At 44.0% G+C, this 17,361-nt stretch carries 17 protein-coding genes; 12 read left to right on the forward strand and 5 right to left on the reverse strand.

The genetic code is table 11. The features are described from left to right. The first annotated feature begins 396 nt into the window (after nt 1–396). From aroF to aroC, 10 genes are read left to right on the forward strand one after another with little or no spacing between them, the layout of a single operon-like run. Nucleotides 397–1,431, forward strand: coding sequence for a 3-deoxy-7-phosphoheptulonate synthase (aroF, locus tag ACN0VI_RS06525; protein WP_417446187.1), 1,035 nt, complete (start codon nt 397–399; stop codon nt 1,429–1,431). After that, nucleotides 1,421–3,013 (forward strand): anthranilate synthase component 1, encoded by a 1,593-nt coding sequence (locus ACN0VI_RS06530; RefSeq protein WP_417446188.1) that lies wholly within the window; start codon nt 1,421–1,423, stop codon nt 3,011–3,013. Before aroF ends, ACN0VI_RS06530 begins: the two co-directional genes overlap by 11 nt. Further along, on the forward strand, nt 3,010–3,630 hold the full coding sequence (locus ACN0VI_RS06535; protein WP_417446189.1) for an anthranilate synthase component II: 621 nt from the start codon (nt 3,010–3,012) through the stop codon (nt 3,628–3,630). The genes ACN0VI_RS06530 and ACN0VI_RS06535 overlap by 4 nt, the downstream gene beginning before the upstream one ends. Continuing rightward, a complete protein-coding gene (gene trpD / locus ACN0VI_RS06540; RefSeq protein WP_417446190.1) occupies nt 3,614–4,621 on the forward strand; it encodes an anthranilate phosphoribosyltransferase in 1,008 nt (335 codons plus the stop codon). Before ACN0VI_RS06535 ends, trpD begins: the two co-directional genes overlap by 17 nt. Beyond that, nucleotides 4,614–6,074 (forward strand): bifunctional indole-3-glycerol-phosphate synthase TrpC/phosphoribosylanthranilate isomerase TrpF, encoded by a 1,461-nt coding sequence (trpCF, locus tag ACN0VI_RS06545; RefSeq protein ID WP_417446191.1) that lies wholly within the window; start codon nt 4,614–4,616, stop codon nt 6,072–6,074. Before trpD ends, trpCF begins: the two co-directional genes overlap by 8 nt. Next, the gene (gene trpB / locus ACN0VI_RS06550) at nt 6,071–7,282 is read left to right on the forward strand and encodes a tryptophan synthase subunit beta (RefSeq protein ID WP_417446192.1); all 1,212 of its coding nucleotides are present in this window, start codon (nt 6,071–6,073) and stop codon (nt 7,280–7,282) included. Before trpCF ends, trpB begins: the two co-directional genes overlap by 4 nt. A gap of 42 nt (nt 7,283–7,324) precedes the next feature. Continuing rightward, nucleotides 7,325–8,230: a tryptophan synthase subunit alpha gene (gene trpA, locus ACN0VI_RS06555; RefSeq protein WP_417446193.1), complete on the forward strand. Its 906-nt coding sequence runs from the start codon at nt 7,325–7,327 to the stop codon at nt 8,228–8,230. Continuing rightward, nucleotides 8,175–8,423, forward strand: a complete 249-nt coding sequence (locus ACN0VI_RS06560; RefSeq protein WP_331889652.1) for a hypothetical protein — start codon at nt 8,175–8,177, stop codon at nt 8,421–8,423. Before trpA ends, ACN0VI_RS06560 begins: the two co-directional genes overlap by 56 nt. A 26-nt stretch (nt 8,424–8,449) precedes the next feature. Continuing rightward, the gene (gene aroA / locus ACN0VI_RS06565) at nt 8,450–9,742 is read left to right on the forward strand and encodes a 3-phosphoshikimate 1-carboxyvinyltransferase (RefSeq protein WP_417446194.1); all 1,293 of its coding nucleotides are present in this window, start codon (nt 8,450–8,452) and stop codon (nt 9,740–9,742) included. A gap of 29 nt (nt 9,743–9,771) precedes the next feature. Further along, a complete protein-coding gene (gene aroC / locus ACN0VI_RS06570) occupies nt 9,772–10,866 on the forward strand; it encodes a chorismate synthase (protein WP_417446195.1) in 1,095 nt (364 codons plus the stop codon). A 38-nt stretch (nt 10,867–10,904) separates the two neighbouring features. On the opposite strand, the gene ACN0VI_RS06575 is transcribed toward aroC, so the two are convergent. From ACN0VI_RS06575 to arsC, 3 genes are read right to left on the reverse strand one after another with little or no spacing between them, the layout of a single operon-like run. Further along, nucleotides 10,905–11,318, reverse strand: coding sequence for a DUF2069 domain-containing protein (locus tag ACN0VI_RS06575; protein WP_331889658.1), 414 nt, complete (start codon nt 11,316–11,318; stop codon nt 10,905–10,907). 39 nt (nt 11,319–11,357) lie between these two features. Further along, complete coding sequence (gene wrbA / locus ACN0VI_RS06580; RefSeq protein WP_417446196.1) at nt 11,358–11,957, reverse strand: NAD(P)H:quinone oxidoreductase; 600 nt, start codon at nt 11,955–11,957, stop codon at nt 11,358–11,360. Between the two features lie 12 nt (nt 11,958–11,969). Beyond that, complete coding sequence (gene arsC, locus ACN0VI_RS06585; RefSeq protein ID WP_417446197.1) at nt 11,970–12,323, reverse strand: arsenate reductase (glutaredoxin); 354 nt, start codon at nt 12,321–12,323, stop codon at nt 11,970–11,972. A gap of 50 nt (nt 12,324–12,373) precedes the next feature. Here arsC and ACN0VI_RS06590 point away from each other — a divergent pair, with 50 nt between their 5' ends. Beyond that, the gene (locus ACN0VI_RS06590; RefSeq protein ID WP_331889664.1) at nt 12,374–13,567 is read left to right on the forward strand and encodes a YihY family inner membrane protein; all 1,194 of its coding nucleotides are present in this window, start codon (nt 12,374–12,376) and stop codon (nt 13,565–13,567) included. On the opposite strand, the gene ACN0VI_RS06595 is transcribed toward ACN0VI_RS06590, so the two are convergent. Beyond that, nucleotides 13,538–15,115, reverse strand: a complete 1,578-nt coding sequence (locus tag ACN0VI_RS06595; protein WP_331889666.1) for a hypothetical protein — start codon at nt 15,113–15,115, stop codon at nt 13,538–13,540. The two genes, ACN0VI_RS06590 and ACN0VI_RS06595, sit on opposite strands and share 30 nt — an antisense overlap. 123 nt (nt 15,116–15,238) lie before the next feature. On the opposite strand from ACN0VI_RS06595, the gene ACN0VI_RS06600 reads away from it, so the two are divergent. Beyond that, on the forward strand, nt 15,239–15,715 hold the full coding sequence (locus tag ACN0VI_RS06600; RefSeq protein WP_417446198.1) for a TlpA family protein disulfide reductase: 477 nt from the start codon (nt 15,239–15,241) through the stop codon (nt 15,713–15,715). 41 nt (nt 15,716–15,756) lie between these two features. Here ACN0VI_RS06600 and ACN0VI_RS06605 read toward each other — a convergent pair whose 3' ends face one another. Further along, nucleotides 15,757–17,268, reverse strand: a complete 1,512-nt coding sequence (locus tag ACN0VI_RS06605; protein WP_417446199.1) for a M48 family metalloprotease — start codon at nt 17,266–17,268, stop codon at nt 15,757–15,759. Nucleotides 17,269–17,361 lie beyond the last annotated feature (93 nt).

Raw genomic sequence — 17,361 nt, forward strand, 5'->3', positions numbered from 1 at the left:
GCTCATCATGAATATGAATATCGCACAAAACATTTGGTGGTGGCACGTTACTTAAGTAGCGGGCTATTTGCTGTGTGTAGGATATTTATTTCAAGATAAACACAAAGAATTCAAAAGCCCGCAGAAGCGGGCTTTTTTTATGCTTGTAATAAATACAAGCTGATTGATAAACAACTGATTTTACTAAGACTTAGATCGAGAATTTAAACATGACAATTGATTCGATAACTAACATTTTCCATATAGCTAACTGGTGGTGGTTCCATTAGGGCGGGTTATTGTCTTGAGAAAAGATAATAAAGCCCGTCATTGTGCGGGCTTTTTTTATGTCTACGATTTTATGTTTACTGATTAAAAAATTACAGAGAATTCAAACTTAAAGATAAGGAACACACTATGATTATTATTCTTCGACATGATGCATCAGAGCAAGATGCGCAGGAAATATTGCAGAAAATTGATGCGGCAGGACTAAAGCCTCTTCATTTACCCGGCGTTGAGCGCACTGTAATCGGTGCGCTTGGCGATGAGCGTGTTCTAGAGTCGCTGCACCTGGAAAACTTACCGCAAGTTGATTTAGTCAAACCTGTACTAAGCAAATACAAGTTGGTCAGCCGTGAAATTTATGCACAGGATACCGTCGTGCAGGTTGGTAATACGCCGGTGGGTTCTGAGCAATTCACCATTATGGCTGGGCCGTGTGCTATTGAGAGCGAAGATCAGTTGTTAGAAACTGCGCGTTACGTCAAGCAAGCCGGTGCGACAGTGCTACGTGGTGGGGCATTCAAACCGCGGACTAGCCCTTATTCCTTTCAGGGACTAGGCGTCGAAGGTCTAAAGATTATGCATAACGTCGGAAAGGAAACCGGTTTGGACACCATTACAGAGCTGATGGACGTTAATGACCTTGATGATGTGGCGCGTTATATTTCTGCGATTCAAATTGGTGCCAGGAATATGCAAAACTACACGCTGCTTAAAGCAGTGGGTGAAACCAAAAAACCGGTATTACTCAAACGTGGATTATCAGCAACCATTGAAGAGTTGTTGCTTGCCGCCGAATATATTGTTGCCAGCGGCAATCCGAATGTGATGATTTGCGAGCGTGGCATCCGGACTTTTGAAACCGCTACCCGCAATACGCTTGATTTAAATGCGGTTGCGTTTATCAAGGAGCGTAGCCACTTACCCGTTATCGTTGATCCTTCGCATGGAACAGGGGTTCGCACATTAGTATCTCCTATGGCTAAAGCAGCAGTGGCCTGCGGTGCTGATGGTGTCATTATCGAGTGTCACAGAAGCCCTAAAGAATCCGTCTCTGATGCAGCTCAGGCATTATCACCGCAAGACTTCCATACCTTAATGCAACAGCTTGCACCCTTTGTTGCAGCTAGCGGAAGAACCTTAGCTGAGGTGGCGCATGCAAGTTAATACGCTAACCAAAAAACTACCGTTGTCTTTATTGCCCTGCGAAGTGTTTGGTCTTTTAACTGAGAGTGGTCACTTGGCTCATACTGCATTGTTGGAGACGGCTGAGCCCGGCACACAGAAGAGCAAGCGTAGCATCAGCATGGTTTCAGCGGCAGCGATCATAGAAGGGCTTGATGGCACTGTAACTATCAAATGCTTAAATGATAACGGAAAAAGTTTCATTGCAGAGCTTGCAAAATCCGATGCGGCACTGACTGGCTTTTCACAGCAAGCATCGAAAGAGGCTATCACGTACACACTCGAAAAAACACATGGAGGCAGTGAGCTCAATGAAGACCAACGTCTGACTCAGCCAACTATTTCAGATATCCTGACTCTGATAACCGAGCAGATTGAATGTGAGCAAAAAGTCGATAATGTCAGTTCCTGTTTAATTGGTGCCATGAGTTTTGATCTTGTGGATCAGTATGAATCTTTGCCAGAACTTAACAAGGTGACACCAGATTTTAGATTTTATCTTGCTGATCAGTTAGTCATTCAAGAAGATGACTCGCAGTCAGCTAAAATTATTGTTAAAGGTTTTGGTGGCAATGCGGGTAATACTGTCCGACTTGGTGTTGCGATAGAATCGATAGAGTCAAAGTTAGCGTCTTCATCTAAAGCTCCGGCTTTAACATCAACATCATCTAATTCCGTTTTAAGCTCATTGCAGAGTTGCGACTTCCTGCTGGATGTCAGTGATGAGCAGTTTGCCGAAAGTGTGAATACAGTGAAGCGGCATATTATCGAAGGTGACGCTTTTCAGGTGGTTTTGTCGAGAACGTTTTCGACTGATTGTGATGATGCCTTTAAAGCCTATCAAGTGCTGAGAAAGTCTAACCCCGGACCATACATGTACTATATTAACTTTGATGACAGTCAGTTATTTGGTTCGAGTCCTGAAAGTGCCCTGAAAGTTTTTGATACTAACAAAGTCACCCTGTATCCCATTGCCGGAACGCGCAAGCGTGCCATTGCACCTAATGGTGCCATTAACTTTGAGCTAGATGCAAAAACTGAGTTCGAGCTTATCAGCGATGAGAAAGAAGGGGCGGAACACATGATGTTGGTCGACTTGGCTCGTAACGATATAGCAAAGGTTGTTAAGGCAGGAAGTCGTCAGGTCACACAGTTAAAACGTATCGTAAAGTACTCGAATGTGATGCATATGGTTTCAGAAGTTATTGGTGAACTACGCGATGATGTTAATCCAATGCATGCCTACCGAGCCTGCGCCAATATGGGAACATTAACGGGGGCACCTAAAATTAAAGCGGTCGAAATCATTCGTCAATTGGAGCAAAAACCGCGCGGCTACTATGGCGGGGCTGTCAGTATCTATAATGCTAACCAGGAGTTTGATAGCGCCATTATTATTCGCTCTGCCGAGGTGGCTAATGGGGTTGCAAAGGTTTCGGCTGGCGCAGGAATTGTGTATGACTCTGTGCCAGAACTGGAAGCCAATGAAACATTCCATAAAGCTAAAGCGGTGCTTAATGCTTGCCTTGTTGCGCAACAAAATATGAAGGAGGATGCAGCATGAAAGCACTCTTGATCGATAACTTTGATTCTTTTATTTACAACCTTGATTATGAGTTAAAGCTACTGGGGTTTGAAGTCACAGTAGTGCGTAATGATGCTGAGTTTGACTATGTTTCTACTCTGGCCAATAAAGCAGATTGTATTGTGCTTTCACCCGGACCAGGCAAGCCATCAGATGCGGGTTGCTGTTTGAAGTTGCTGCAAGACTTTCAAAGCACCAAGCCAATCTTAGGTGTATGTTTAGGGCATCAAGTGATAGTTGAAGCTTTTGGTGGAGTTGTTGAGAAAGCACAGCAGGTAGTCCACGGAAAAGTATCACAGCTTAAATTAAAAGAAAGCTCAGGGCTGTTTTCTGAGAACAATGGCAGTATTGCGGTAGCGCGGTATCATTCGCTGGTCGCAACAACTGTACCTGAATCACTATCAATCACAGCTGAGTCAGAACAAAATGAAGTGATGGCAGTACAACACAATAAATTACCAATCTTCGGTGTTCAGTTTCATCCCGAAAGCATTATGAGCTTTGCCGGTTATAAGTTACTGCGTAACTTTATTAATATCGTTGAAAGACACTCGGGTAAAACCGCTAAGGAGACGCGCCATGATGCAGTTGCTTGAATCCATATATCAGGGAGAGAGTCTTAACTATTCCCAGGCCACAGAGTCATTTCAGGCTGTGCTAAAAGGGCAGGTGGAAGCTCCGGTTGTTGCTGCTATGTTGGCAGCGCTGAAAACGAAAGGTGAGTCAGTTGAGGAAATTGCGGGCGCTGCCTACGCGTTGCGCCAAGAAGCGGTCAAGTTTCCACAGAGTGACTATCTAGTAAGTGATTGTTGTGGTACTGGTGGTGATGGTCTGAACACAATTAATGTATCAACCATTGTCAGTTTATTAGCAGCTACTGCTGGCGTCAAAATGGTCAAGCATGGTAATCGTTCGGTTTCATCAAAGTGCGGCTCTGCAGACTTGATGGAGCAGCTTGGTGTGAATATTCATGTCAGTCCAGAAAAGAGCAAACAGCTTTTGGACGAAGTAAACTTTTCTTTTTTATTTGCGCCAGACTATCATCCCGGTGTTAAGCATGTGATGCCGATCAGGCAATCTCTCAAAACACGAACCATATTTAACCTGATAGGGCCATTGGCAAATCCTGCGCTACCTGAAGTCCAGTTACTTGGTGTTTATGATAAGAAGTATTGTCGTCCATTTGCTGAGATTCTAAAAATCCTTGGCGCACAAACCACACTGGTAGTTCATGGCTCAGGTTTGGATGAGGTCGCAGTGCATGACAGCACCTTTGCCGTTTCGCTCAATAATGGCGTCATTGAAGAACTTACTCTTTCGCCAGAAGACTTTGGCATTAAACGACACAGCATTGCCAGCATTCAGGCAAGCAGTGTTGATGATAATGTTCTTGCTGCCAAGCAATTGCTGAAAGGCCAGGGCAGTGATGCACATATTGATATGGTAGCAGTGAACTGTGGTGCTTTATTAGTGCTTAATAATTTTGCAGATAACTTTGCAGCAGGAACAGTGTTGGCTAAAGAGCTATTGAAAAGTGGTCAAGCCTATCAGCAATTACAAATAATCAAGGAGTCTTCCCATGCTTAACGTATTAGAAACCATCCTTGAACATAAGCGTAATGTCATTGGCAATACGCCCGATTATCATGATCTGGAGCCGAGCCAACGAAGCTTTTATGATGCTCTTAGTAAGCCACATTACGGCTTTATCATGGAGTGTAAAAAAGCTTCTCCATCCAAAGGGCTTATACGCGCTGAATTTGATTTAGACGAAATTGTTCCAGTATATGACCAGTATGCGGATGCAATTTCAGTATTAACCGAAGAGCGCTTCTTTCGAGGTGGCTTCTCTAATCTGAAAAAAGTCAGGGGACTAACTGATAAACCCTTATTGTGCAAAGATTTCATCTTATCGGCAAAACAAATTCGTCAGGCGTGTCACTTTGGAGCTGATGCTGTATTGCTGATGCTGTCGGTTCTCAATGACAGAGATTATCAAGTTTGTCAGGAGCAGGCCGAAGCTTTAAGTATGGATGTTCTGACTGAAGTACATACCGAAGAAGAGCTTGAACGAGCGATACAGTTAGGCGCTAAAATTATTGGTATCAATAATCGTAATCTAAAAGACTTATCAACCAGTTTGGAACACACCAAAGCGCTGGTAAAAAAAGTGCCTGCAGACCGATTGGTTATTACTGAGTCTGGTATCAATACCCATCAAGATGTATTAGAGCTTTCCCAGTTTTCAGACGCCTGTTTAGTAGGTTCCAGTCTTATGGAGAAAGCTGACCTTGAGTTAGCAGCTCGGCAACTGGTGTACGGTGATATTAAAGTGTGTGGTGTGACACAACAGTCCGATGCTGACCTCTTGCAAACTTCTCCCGCCAGTTTTGTAGGTTTGATTTTTACGCCGAATTCAAAACGTTTTGTTATCAATGAAATGAGTAGTCCAAGCAAACCTCTGGTTGGCGTCTTTCAAGATCAATCCATTGATGAGGTTGTGTATGCAGTTCAACAATACAAGCTGCAAGTTGTACAGCTGCATGGTGATGAATCTATACAGTTTGCTAAAGACATTAAGCAACAATTACCCTCTGTTAAGTTATCAAAAGTTTTTCATATTGGAACTGATGTGTCACCCGAAGCGCTTGAGTCAAAGCTAAAGGTTTTGCTTGAAACTTATGATGAAGTGCTGCTGGATACTGAGGTTACTAAAGAAGCACAAAGTCAACGGGGGGGCACTGGCGTCACTTTCGACTGGTCGCTGCTCAGCCAATTGGATTCTGAACTTATGGATAAAAGAATTCGTATTGCAGGAGGCGTCAGCGCTGATAACATTCAAGAGCTTAAAAAGTTTGGTGTTTTCAAAATTGATCTGTCCAGTTCAGTAGAGTCGAGCCCGGGAATAAAGAGCGAAGCCTTGATTGAAGAGTTTTTTAGTCATTGTCGGCCACAGTCAGGACGCTATCAGTCAAAATCTACAGCACCGGCATTAGATAGTAATCTAAGCCAGGCTACTGTCGGAGGTATTTCATTATGAATCAAAAAGTCAACTCACCTACAAGCTTCGAATTTGACGGTGGCTATATTGGACAATATGGCGGACAGTTTGTGCCGCAGTTGTTAATGCCCGCATTACAGCAGCTTGATAAAGCATTTGAAGCATCATTGCTTGATGATGAATTTCAAACTGAGCTAAGCCGTTTGCTTAAGGAGTATGCAGGTCGGCCTACGCCAGTGACTGAGTGCACTTCTTATGCACGAATTAACCAATCACGTATTTTCCTTAAACGTGAAGATTTATTACATGGTGGTGCGCATAAAACCAATCAGGTTCTGGCTCAGGCTTTATTAGCTAAGAAAATGGGTAAGCATCGAATCATTGCTGAAACCGGTGCCGGTCAGCATGGTGTGGCCACAGCGCTGGCTTGTGCTTTGCTTGGATTGAAGGCGACTATCTATATGGGAAAAAAGGACTGTGATCGCCAGGCTCCTAATGTTTTTAGGATGCAGTTGATGGGGGCAGAAGTGATTCCCGTTGACAATGGTAGTGCCAGTCTTAAGGACGCCATCAATGAAGCTTTACGCGACTGGGCATCAAGTTATGAAACCACTCACTATTTGTTGGGTACAGTAGCTGGTCCAGCACCGTTCCCTAAAATGGTACGAACGTTCCAGAAAATCATTGGCGAAGAGGCCAAGCAGCAAATGAAACAATTAATTGGCAAGTTGCCAGATGCTGTTGTGGCCTGTGTCGGTGGCGGCTCGAATGCGATTGGCATTTTCGCGGATTTCATTAAGGATGATGATGTTCGTTTGATAGGTGTTGAACCGGCCGGTAAAGGGCTCGATACCAAAGCGCATGGTGCAACTCTATTAAAAGGCCGTGAGGGCATTTTGCATGGCTCAAGAACCTATGTATTACAGGATAAGGAAGGGCAGGTGCAAGAGTCGCATTCAGTTTCTGCTGGACTCGATTATCCTGGTATTGGGCCTGAGCATGTTCATTTAATGACCGCCGGTCGTGCTGAATATGTTTCGGTAACCGATGACGAGGCGTTAGAGGCATTTCAAGAGTTGTCAAAGACTGAAGGGATTATACCGGCACTTGAGTCTTCGCATGCATTGGCTTATGCCAAAAAGCTGGCCGCTGAATCCAGTGAGCCGCTGAATATTCTGGTCAATCTGTCCGGACGCGGCGATAAAGATTTGGCTCATGTAATGAGCCTACTGCAAGAGACTGCCTAACACATCCATTTTGATAAAGAGATAACAGAGAAGAGAGTGACTATGCGTTACCAACAATTATTTGATCGACTCAAAGATGCTAATCAACTGGCTTATATCCCATTTGTGCTGCTCGGTGATCCTACAGAGGACTTGTCTTTGCAGCTCATCGATACACTGGTTGAGAATGGTGCTGATGCACTGGAACTCGGCTTTGCCTTTTCCGACCCGGTGGCCGATGGTCCGGTTATTCAAACTGCCAGTCTAAGACCTTTAGCCAATGGCTTCAGTGTGCAGAAAGGTTTTGATTTAGTTGCTAAAGTGCGCGCCAAATATCCTGACTTACCAATTGGTATTTTGACTTATGCCAATCTGGTCTTTGCCCCAGGCGTTGAGCAGTTTTATCATGATGCCCACCAAGCAGGCATTGATTCGGTCCTGATTGCTGACTGCCCCGTAGAGGAGCGCGAGCTATTTGCTCAGTCGGCAAAGTCACAGAGCATTGATTCAGTGTATATTGCGCCGCCTGATGCCGAGCTATCCAGCCTGAAATTGATTGCTGAAAACAGCCAGGGCTACACCTATGTCTTAAGTCGCAAGGGGATTACCGGAGCTGATAACAGTCAGCAGGAAACGGGTACTGATCTGATTGATAACCTCAAACATCTGGGTGCTCCGCCATTGGTTCAAGGTTTTGGTATTTCCAAACCTGAGCACGTACTAAAGGCAGCCCAAGCTGGGGTTGATGGAATTATTACTGGCTCAGCCATAGTTAACTTGATCAATGAGCATTATAATACGCCGGATACAATGTTAGATTTGGTGGCGGATTACGCCAAGACTATGTCTAATGCGGCACATAATGCGCGTCATGAACTGAACATGACTGACTCAATTGAAAAAGGCTCACACTATGTCGATAGCAGAAACAATCAAGCAGCAACTGCTGGAAATGGAACAGCAGGTTGAAGAAGAGAAGTTGTTTTTAATTGGGTATCTGATTCCAATGGTGGATTTGATACCTGCTGATGATTTATCAGATGATGAATGGTTTGCTGAATTTGCGCTATTTGTGGAAGATGCTGTAGAAGCCGATGGTTTAGCAGACCGCGATGTTGAGTTGCTATCAGAGCTGCTCAATGAGCTACAACCTCAAGACTAAACTGATTATAAGAGTGATGATATCTTTTGACTGATCGAATAATTGTTTCAAGCGCCATTGACTCGATTGATGTGCGCTTGCCGGGTAGTAAGTATTTAGCCAATCGTTACATCGTTTTGGCCGCTATCAGCGACGGTATAACTCACCTGACCAATGTTCCTCGTAATGACGATATACTGGCCGCATTAAGTGCTATTAAGGCGTTAGGTGCCGGGGTTGAGTGGCTTGACCAAACCAGTGTCAATATTCATGGTATTGAAAGCTTTGAGTTGACCGGTGATGTGGTTATTGATTGTCATGATAGCGGCACTCTGGCGCGTTTTATTACCGCGTTAACGGGGCTTTTCCATTCGTCAGCAGGCCATCAGATTACAATTACTGGTAGCAAGCAGATGCAGTCGAGACCGATGCAAGAGAGCGTTTCCAGTCTGCAAAACCTTGGAGTGACTGTAGAGAGTGAAAATGGTTATCTACCGATAAGAGTTTCTGGCCCCATTGCTGGCGGTACCTGTCAATTAGATGCTTCGCGCAGCAGTCAGTTTTTAAGCGGTCTATTGATTGCCAGTTTAAAGTCGGAGAAAGACACTTTAATTCAATTAGCATCAGATGCTGTGTCAGAAAGTTATGTAGAACTAACTCTTCGCGCCATTGAGCTATTTGGCGGAGAAGTTAAGCGAATCAATTGCCGTGAGTTTTTCATTTCCGGCCAACAAGTGTTAAGTGCTAAAGCAATAGAGGTGCGTGGTGATGTGGTCAGCAGCAGTTATTTTTTAGTGGCTGCACTGTTAGCTGAAACCAGTTGCATCATTCGTGGTTATCATTTTGATTCTCCACAAGGCGAAGCCAGGTTTCCGCAAGTACTGGAACGTATGGGCGCCAAAGTTTACTTGATGCAGGATGACCTAAAAGTTGTATATGGCTCTCCGCTGCAAGGCATCGAAGTGGACATGGGTAATATGCCAGATGTGGTGCCAACCTTGGCTGCTCTGGCCTGTTTTGCGGAAGGCGCAACTCATATAACCAACATTGCTCATTTAGCCTATAAAGAGTCTAATCGTATTGTCGATTTATGTGAGCAGCTGAAGAAGCTTGGCGCAGATTGTGAATTTGATGAATCCAGTATCACCATTCGCGGTAGTAAACAGCTAACGGCAGCTAAAGTTTCAAGTTGTCATGATCATCGCTTGGCCATGAGTTTGGCCTTAATCGGTATCAAGCTGAATGGTCTGACGATAGAATCATCGGAAGCCGTTGCAAAGTCCTTCCCAGACTATTGGCAGTATCTAGAGCAGGTTGGTATGGTGACTAAAGTTGTTTAATCAGAATATTAAAGAATTAGGAAATCCTTATGGCAGGTGATAGTTTCGGAACTTTATTCAGAGTGACCAATTGGGGCGAGTCTCACGGCAAAGCCATCGGTGCTGTGGTTGAAGGCTGCCCAGCAGGTTTGAAACTGTCTGAGGACGATATTCAGGTTTTTCTTGATAGACGCCGCCCAGGTCAAAGCTCAATCACCACCCGCCGCGATGAATCGGATCAGGTGCAGATTATGTCGGGTGTAGTTAATGGTATCACCACCGGCACACCGATAAGTTTGTTGATCCCCAACCAGGATCAACGCAGCAAAGATTATTCAGAGCTTGAATCAATTTTCAGACCAAGTCATGCCGATTACACCTACCAGAAAAAATACGGCATACGTGATGTAGCAGGTGGTGGTCGTAGTTCAGCCCGAATTACCGCCGGGCACGTTGCAGCCGGTGCTATTGCACGCAAAGTACTTGAGCAAGCGCTAGGCACAGAGATTGTAGGCTATGTTAAAAGCGTCCAAGACTTAACTATGACACTTGATTCTGATGCGATAGATGCCAGCCTGATTGAGCAGACTCCTGTACGTTGTCCTGATTTAAAACTGGCTGAACAGATGATTGCCAAGATTGAACAGGCTCGAAAAAACGGTGACTCACTGGGTGGTATTGTTGAGTGTCGAATCAAGTCTGTGCCAGTAGGCTTGGGTGAGCCAGTGTTTGATAAGTTAGAAGCTGATTTGGCAAAAGCCATGATGGCGATTAATGCCTCAAAAGCTTTTGAGATAGGCTCAGGCTTTGCCGGCACTTTGTTCAGTGGCACCTCGCATAATGATGTCTTCATTAATCAGGATGGCGAAGTTAAGACTCGAACCAATAATTCCGGTGGTGTGCTGGGTGGTATTTCCAATGGTATGCCTATCGTATTTAGAGTGGCTTTCAAGCCAACGCCGACTATCATCAAGGAGCAGGAAACGGTTAACCTTGAAGGTGAAGAAACGGTGTTCCATGGAAGAGGGCGCCATGATCCTTGTGTGTTGCCAAGAGCTGTGCCGATTGTTGAAGCGATGGCGGCTTTAGTGTTGTGTGATCACTTTCTGCGTTTTAGGGCCTACAAAGATTTGTTTAATATTTAGTTTTACAGATTAAGTTTCAAGAAAGCAAAAGGGCTGGTTTATTCCAGCCCTTTTGCTTTTTTTGCATCTTTATTGGTCTTTACACCATGTCCTAATGCATTTTTCTTAACATACAAAACCGATGCAAAGAAATAGATAACACAGAGTATGGTTATGATGAGTGACCATTGAAATTTTTCTGGTTCAATAATGTAGTAAAAGGCATAAAAGAAAGGCAGTAAAATAATAAAGCCTGTCCACCCGTAAGTGTAAGTCTTGCCTTTAAACAGTCCTGGAACTGCGATTAGTAATGGCGCCCACCATATGGCTAATGAAAAATAAACCAAGGCTTGGCTGTCATGATTCTGAAAAATATAAAAAGGCATCATAATCAGAATCGCTACATAAACTGCAAGACCAATTAAGCGATAGCGACTGGCGCTGACTAAGTGTGGATTTAAATCATTTGGCATCAGGTTTTGTTACCTTATTTTGAGTGCTATTTTATAAGGTTAGCTGCTTGCTAACTTTTTGCTTAGGCTGGCAATACGCTTACCTTGAGCAATACACAGTTTTTTTTCTGATTCGCTAATTGGCCTATCATTATCACTACCGGCGGTATGCGATGCACCGTAAGGCGTGCCGCCAGTTTCGGTATGAATCAGTTCGGTTTCAGAGTAGGGCAGACCGGTTATTAACATGCCGTGGTGTAACAAGGGCAACATCATGCTCAATAGGGTTGCCTCCTGTCCTCCATGCAAAGTCCCGGTCGAGGTGAAGACAGCAGCTGGTTTACCAGCCAATGCGCCCGACATCCAGATGGCTGAGGTGGTTTCCAGAAAAAACTTCAACGGTGAAGCCATGTGACCAAAGCGAGTGGGGCTGCCCAGAATAAGTCCATCACAAGCTTTAAGCTCATCCAGTGTCACAAATGGATCACTGGCTTCTTCTGTGCTGGTCTCTGAAGAAGATTGCTCAGCGCTGCTAACCGCAGGCACGGTTCGTAACAAAGCTTCGCAGCCATCGACAGTTTCGACGCCACGAGCAATGAGGCGCGCCATCTGGCGAGTGTGGCCTTGGCGCGAATAATACAAAATCAGGATTTGCCGCAAAATAATTCCTTTCTATTTAATGACTGCTAGCACATTTTCAGGCGGGCGGCCTACGGCAGCTTTGTCCTTGGAAAAAACGATAGGGCGCTCGATGACTTTAGGATTGCTGACCATCAGCTCAATGATTTGTTCTTTGGTCAAATCAGGGTTATCTAAACCAGCTTCTTTGTATTCGGCTTCCTTGGTGCGAATGATATCGCGTGGAGAAACACCCAATAGTTTTACGATTTGCTTAAGCTTGGTTTTGCTTGGTGGGCTCTTTAAATACTCAATAACGTTCGGTTCAACACCGTTTTCTTGCAAAAGTGCCAATGTTTGACGTGATTTCGAGCAGCGAGGATTATGTAAGATGTTAATTTCACTCATAATATGATGTAATTTATTCAAACGTAGAGCTATTTTAGGCATAAATGAGCATGGAAAAAAGATGGAAGTGGTTAAAAGCCTTTATTAAATTTGTTTTTATCCAGTTTAATCGAAAGCAAGCCAGCGCCATGGCGGCAGAATTGACGTTAAGCAATATGTTGGCGTTAGTGCCATTAATGACGGTTGCGGTCAGTTTAATGGCTGTGTTTCCTTCATTCGAAGGTATTAATGCACAGGTGCAGACGCTCATTTTTGATAATCTAATGCCTGAAACCGGTCTAGCGGTTCAGGAGCATCTGAATGAGTATGTTTCCAAGTCTAAAAACTTATCGGCGATAGGACTCGGCTTCTTAATCGTGACGTCGCTATTGTTGATGCGCTCCATTGATCGCTCGATAAATGCGTTATGGGAAACGCCAACCCAGCGAAAAGGCATTCATAAGATACTCGCTTACTGGGCCATGCTAACCATGGCGCCAATCCTGATTGCCGCTAGTTTGGCAGCATCTTCTTACTTTGCTGCTTTGCCGATTGTTGCGGACATCAGTGGCGTCTTAACTATTGGCTTACCTTTTATATTAATTGTGCTGGCTTTTTCTGCGCTTTATATGGTGGTGCCATTTTCTCAGGTTAGGTTTTATAAAGCCTTAATTGCAGCGACGATCACGGCTATTTTGTTCGAAACAGCAAAGTATGCCTTTGCCATTTTCGTGACGAAGTTTTCCAGCTATGAGCTCATTTATGGGGCTATCACAGCTATTCCAATATTCTTCCTTTGGGTCTATCTTTCCTGGTCTATTTTATTGCTTGGTGTGATTATCTGTTTTGGACTTCATCGCTTTGAAGTAGAGAGCGAGAAGAATGAGCATGAATTTATTTCAGTACTCAAGATTTTGCAGTTCTTTATTCAGGCCCAGGACAAAGAAAGCTCTCTTTCGCTTGAGCAATTGAAGAGTAAGTTCAGTTATTTACATGAGCAGACACTGCGGGGTTATATGGAGCAGTTATTAAGGCTGAATTTTTTAGCAAAACTTGAAGGCGAGCAATACTGTTTGAAGCTTACAGGCCACTCATTGACTATAGAAGAGGTCTATCGTCGAGGGAACTGGCGCTTACCCAACAATAATCAAGCCTTGTCAGATGAGAAGGATGACAGCTTCAGCACACCGATTGAACAGGCAAACCTGGAGATGGCTAAGGCGCTTGATGTTGAGTTAGTCTCGTCGAATACCGAAAATAGCTAGTTGAGAACTGCTTTCAACAATATGAGTCACGTAGCTGGGGTAATGCTTTCCGTCGATTTCAATCTGCAATAATTTCTGTCCACCAATCAAGCTACGAGAGGCAATCATCATTGATGGGAAGTCGCCACTTTGTTTTAGCGTGATGACAGGGTGTTTTACAATTTCATCATCCTTGGTTTTCGTCAGATAATAGTTGAGATGTGGCTCGCCACGAAGATATTCAACCCCAATCGTTGTACCGCGCGCATGATCAATATTTTGCCAGCGACTGATGGCTAACTGCCAGCGATCAGGCTCTTCATGATTATCATCAATCCGAATTAAGCCAATACTTCCCACAGGCAGTTGCGCAATCTGTTCCTTGTTATGGCGAATACACATGCCGCCTTCGCTGTAGTTAACTGTCTGCCAGTTAATACCGGTTTTATAGTCATTTCCTAGCAGTTCTTTAATCTGGTAGCCCAAATGCTCGTTGATAGTCAGTTTGTCTTTCGATGAGAGAATTTTGTGTATAGGCACAGAGCCCCAAACAATACTGACATGGCCCATCATCGGATAACGTGTTGATTGGCGCTTTAGATGTTGGTCACAATAGGTGAAAACTCGATGTAATAACTTAGTTGCAAGCTTCGTATCAATTGCCCGATAAAAAGCAGGCTTTGGTAATTCCTGACTCGCTTCCAGTTTCAGCATCTGCTGCTCAACTACATCAAGCAGTTGATTGGTTAACAACAGTCGCAAATGACCGGAGTCTTCGTACTCAGTATCTTTCTGGATAAATAATGGCTTCTTGCCTTCATTTAAATTAATGATAAAGCAACGGCTCTCACTGAAGTGTTGGAGGTTGCTATCAAGGACGACTTTATTACCCCAATGTGAAAAGTATTTGAATAAATGCCAATGTAGGTTGTCACCCAGATGATAAGGATCGATGATTGCCATCAAGCAGCTTCGAATATAAGTCTCTTCAATTGTCGGCATTGGCTCTAAAGCATCTTTAAAATTGCCTGTCTTTACACGGTGTATCTTTTTATCCTCAGCGAATTCATACAGCATATGCAGCTCATGCCACAAGTAGGCTGGTACCGGAGTATGCAGTTGGTAATGCTCAATGAGCATCAAACCGAGGTAATGTTGCGCAAAGTTAATGACTTTCGCTAATCGTGCATTCTTGTTAAGGACAAATTTTTGTGTCGTTAAATCATCCACAATCCGTTTAAAGGCAAAAGCCATTTCATTGCTTAGGGAGTGGAGGGCTTTGAGTTGGGCGTGACTGACATTTATTGTTCGACGATCATTGTGTTCGCGCAGATGCTTACTAATCTGTAGGTAACCCTTGCTTAAGGTCAGAAAATTAGCTTCACGATGTGATGTTTTTTGCTGACAGCGGTTTAAGGTTTTGGCCACTTTATAAATTTCAGCGATGGAATTATCAATGTTAGAAAAGGCTAAACGCTCCAACCAGGCGCTAATGGCTGCGGGTGCTGTATCCAGCATGAATTCCTGGCCTGCTTGCAAAGAAGGGTATGTGAGCTTTAATTCCGTCATTAATAGCGCCTATCTGTTTTTAGTTCTATTATTTGTAATGTCCACTGAGTATAATATGCACGAAAGTTCGTGGCATTTCCACCATTCTATTCAAATTAACCTTTCTAACTTAATGATTTATAAATGATTATTATGAGACATTTGTGTTTGCGTTTAACTCTTTCTGCCTTCCTGCTTATGCTTGTCGCATCGTGCGATAGTAGCAAAGACTTTTCTTTATTGAACGGTGAGCAAAAGGGGCTATCTGACTATGAGGGAAGCTGGCTAGTAGTCAACTTCTGGGCTGAATGGTGTCCGCCCTGTTTGGAAGAAATCCCAGAGTTGAACTTATTGGCGCAGGAAAACGGAGATATTCAGGTTCTTGGTGTAAGCTTTGACAGACTGCCTAATGAAGAGCTTATTGCTCTGTCTGAGAAGCTGGATATCCAATACCCAGTGGTTGCCACTGAACCAATGCCTTTTCTTCCTATGGAGCTCCCACAAAGCCTGCCTGCGAGTTATATCGTTACTCCAAAGGGTGAGGTCATGGGACCGTTGCTTGGAAAGGTTGATCGACACAAAATTATTGAGTTAATAGAAAAGATAAAGTCTGCGCAGTAACCTATTGGCTTATCTTTAATTAGCGTTATAGACAACGTTTCCTAATTGAAATTAAAGCGGGAACGTCTCGAGTTTTCCGCTAAAAATTCTCGAATCCGGTAGTTCACATCATCTAACCGCGCTTGGATACGAGTTTGTGCGTAGGGGTCTTCGGATGTCCCATTCAACGCAAGTTCAAAGTGCTTTTTAGCGGTCCTTAGATCTCCTAGTAGCAGAAGGTATTGGCCAGTGGTTTCATGCATTTCGGGAGTATGGCCAGCTTGAGCCTGGGCCTCTGCCAATAAATATAGATAGTTCGGGTTGTAACGGTTAACGTCGGCGTAGCGTAAGAGTAATTTTTCTGCATCTTCGGCTTGCTTGTTATCGAGATAAACTTGAGCTGTAGCTAATATCAACTTAGTTGAGCCTGGTGTCTTTTCCAGTTGCTTCTGTAACTCCGGCAGTACTGCAGTTCCGCTATTATTCGCTCTGTGCGTTTCGGCTAAGCTAAATAATAACAGATGGTTGTCTGGATAGTTGGTATATAGCGATTGAAGTACCTTTATTGCTTCTTGGGTTTTACCATTTTTCTTCAATAATTCAGCGTAAAGATAGCGCTCTTCGATTGAGTTTAACTGTTTAGTCTGATACTTCCTTTCAAGAATTCTAAAGCTATCACTATTGTTAGCGAGCTCTATGCTCTTAATTCGTGCTTTGACCAAGTGGTATTCTACCGAGTCCTGATGATCAATATGGGGGTATAGTTCCGCGCGTTCTCTAGCGGCAGCAATACGGTTTCTTGATAGCGGGTGAGTCAATAAAATTTCAGGTGGTTTCAAGGTATAGCGGCTGACTTGCTGCATGGTTTCAAAGAAGTCAGAGGCAGCGCGTACATCGAAGCCAGCACTGGACAGCATGGTAATGCCTATCCTGTCCGCTTCTTTTTCGTTATCTCGGGTGTGAGTAATAATACTTTGATGCGCTGCGGCTTGAGTCGCTGCAACACCGGCCATACCTGCTTCAGGATCTTGGGTTGCTACAATAACAGAAGCTATCACTCCTAAGATGGTCGGAATCGAAATTTTGTCTTGTTGCTCTAAACGTTGAGCAAGGTGACGCTGAGTAACGTGTGCTACCTCATGGCCTAATACTGAAGCAAGCTCGCTTTCACTTTTCGATGCAGTAACTAATCCGGAGTGGATACCAATGTAACCGCCGGGTAGGGCAAATGCATTGATGGAGTCTTCCTGAATCACGAAGAACTGAAAGCGACGGCCTAAGGCATCTGGGTTAGCTGCTACTAATTTATGACCGAGTTGCTGAATATAGTCTGTCACCAAGGGATCTTGCATCAGAAATTGACTGCGGCGGATCTGACTCATAATTTGATCGCCAACCATTTGTTCTTCTGCGACAGATAACGTAGAACCGGCAGTTTCACCCAGCTTCGGCAGGTCGTTAGATGCAGCAAATGCAGTCGACAAACCTAAGGTGAGTAAAAGGCTTAGACAAAATGAGGTCTTTGACCCGGCAGAGCGTCGTTTTTGGGATAGTGTCTTGAGCAATGTTGTCATAAATTTATGATTCGATAGTAAAATCGTAAGCAGGTTACTGTATATGATGGGACTTGTGTGGTAAAAGTTCAATCACGAACTGTGTATCATAAT

This window comes from Kangiella sp., assembly GCF_048265365.1.
Lineage (GTDB): Bacteria > Pseudomonadota > Gammaproteobacteria > Enterobacterales > Kangiellaceae > Kangiella.

Bases quoted from the DNA above. Each gene is read 5' to 3' on its own strand.
- aroF (WP_417446187.1), top strand. From the start codon at position 397: ATGATTATTATTCTTCGACATGATGCATCAGAGCAAGATGCGCAGGAA.
- ACN0VI_RS06530 (WP_417446188.1), top strand. From the start codon at position 1,421: ATGCAAGTTAATACGCTAACCAAAAAACTACCGTTGTCTTTATTGCCC.
- ACN0VI_RS06535 (WP_417446189.1), top strand. From the start codon at position 3,010: ATGAAAGCACTCTTGATCGATAACTTTGATTCTTTTATTTACAACCTT.
- trpD (WP_417446190.1), top strand. From the start codon at position 3,614: ATGATGCAGTTGCTTGAATCCATATATCAGGGAGAGAGTCTTAACTAT.
- trpCF (WP_417446191.1), top strand. From the start codon at position 4,614: ATGCTTAACGTATTAGAAACCATCCTTGAACATAAGCGTAATGTCATT.
- trpB (WP_417446192.1), top strand. From the start codon at position 6,071: ATGAATCAAAAAGTCAACTCACCTACAAGCTTCGAATTTGACGGTGGC.
- trpA (WP_417446193.1), top strand. From the start codon at position 7,325: ATGCGTTACCAACAATTATTTGATCGACTCAAAGATGCTAATCAACTG.
- ACN0VI_RS06560 (WP_331889652.1), top strand. From the start codon at position 8,175: ATGTCGATAGCAGAAACAATCAAGCAGCAACTGCTGGAAATGGAACAG.
- aroC (WP_417446195.1), top strand. From the start codon at position 9,772: ATGGCAGGTGATAGTTTCGGAACTTTATTCAGAGTGACCAATTGGGGC.
- ACN0VI_RS06575 (WP_331889658.1), bottom strand. From the start codon at position 11,318: ATGCCAAATGATTTAAATCCACACTTAGTCAGCGCCAGTCGCTATCGC.
- arsC (WP_417446197.1), bottom strand. From the start codon at position 12,323: ATGAGTGAAATTAACATCTTACATAATCCTCGCTGCTCGAAATCACGT.
- ACN0VI_RS06590 (WP_331889664.1), top strand. From the start codon at position 12,374: ATGGAAAAAAGATGGAAGTGGTTAAAAGCCTTTATTAAATTTGTTTTT.
- ACN0VI_RS06595 (WP_331889666.1), bottom strand. From the start codon at position 15,115: ATGACGGAATTAAAGCTCACATACCCTTCTTTGCAAGCAGGCCAGGAA.
- ACN0VI_RS06600 (WP_417446198.1), top strand. From the start codon at position 15,239: ATGATTATTATGAGACATTTGTGTTTGCGTTTAACTCTTTCTGCCTTC.
- ACN0VI_RS06605 (WP_417446199.1), bottom strand. From the start codon at position 17,268: ATGACAACATTGCTCAAGACACTATCCCAAAAACGACGCTCTGCCGGG.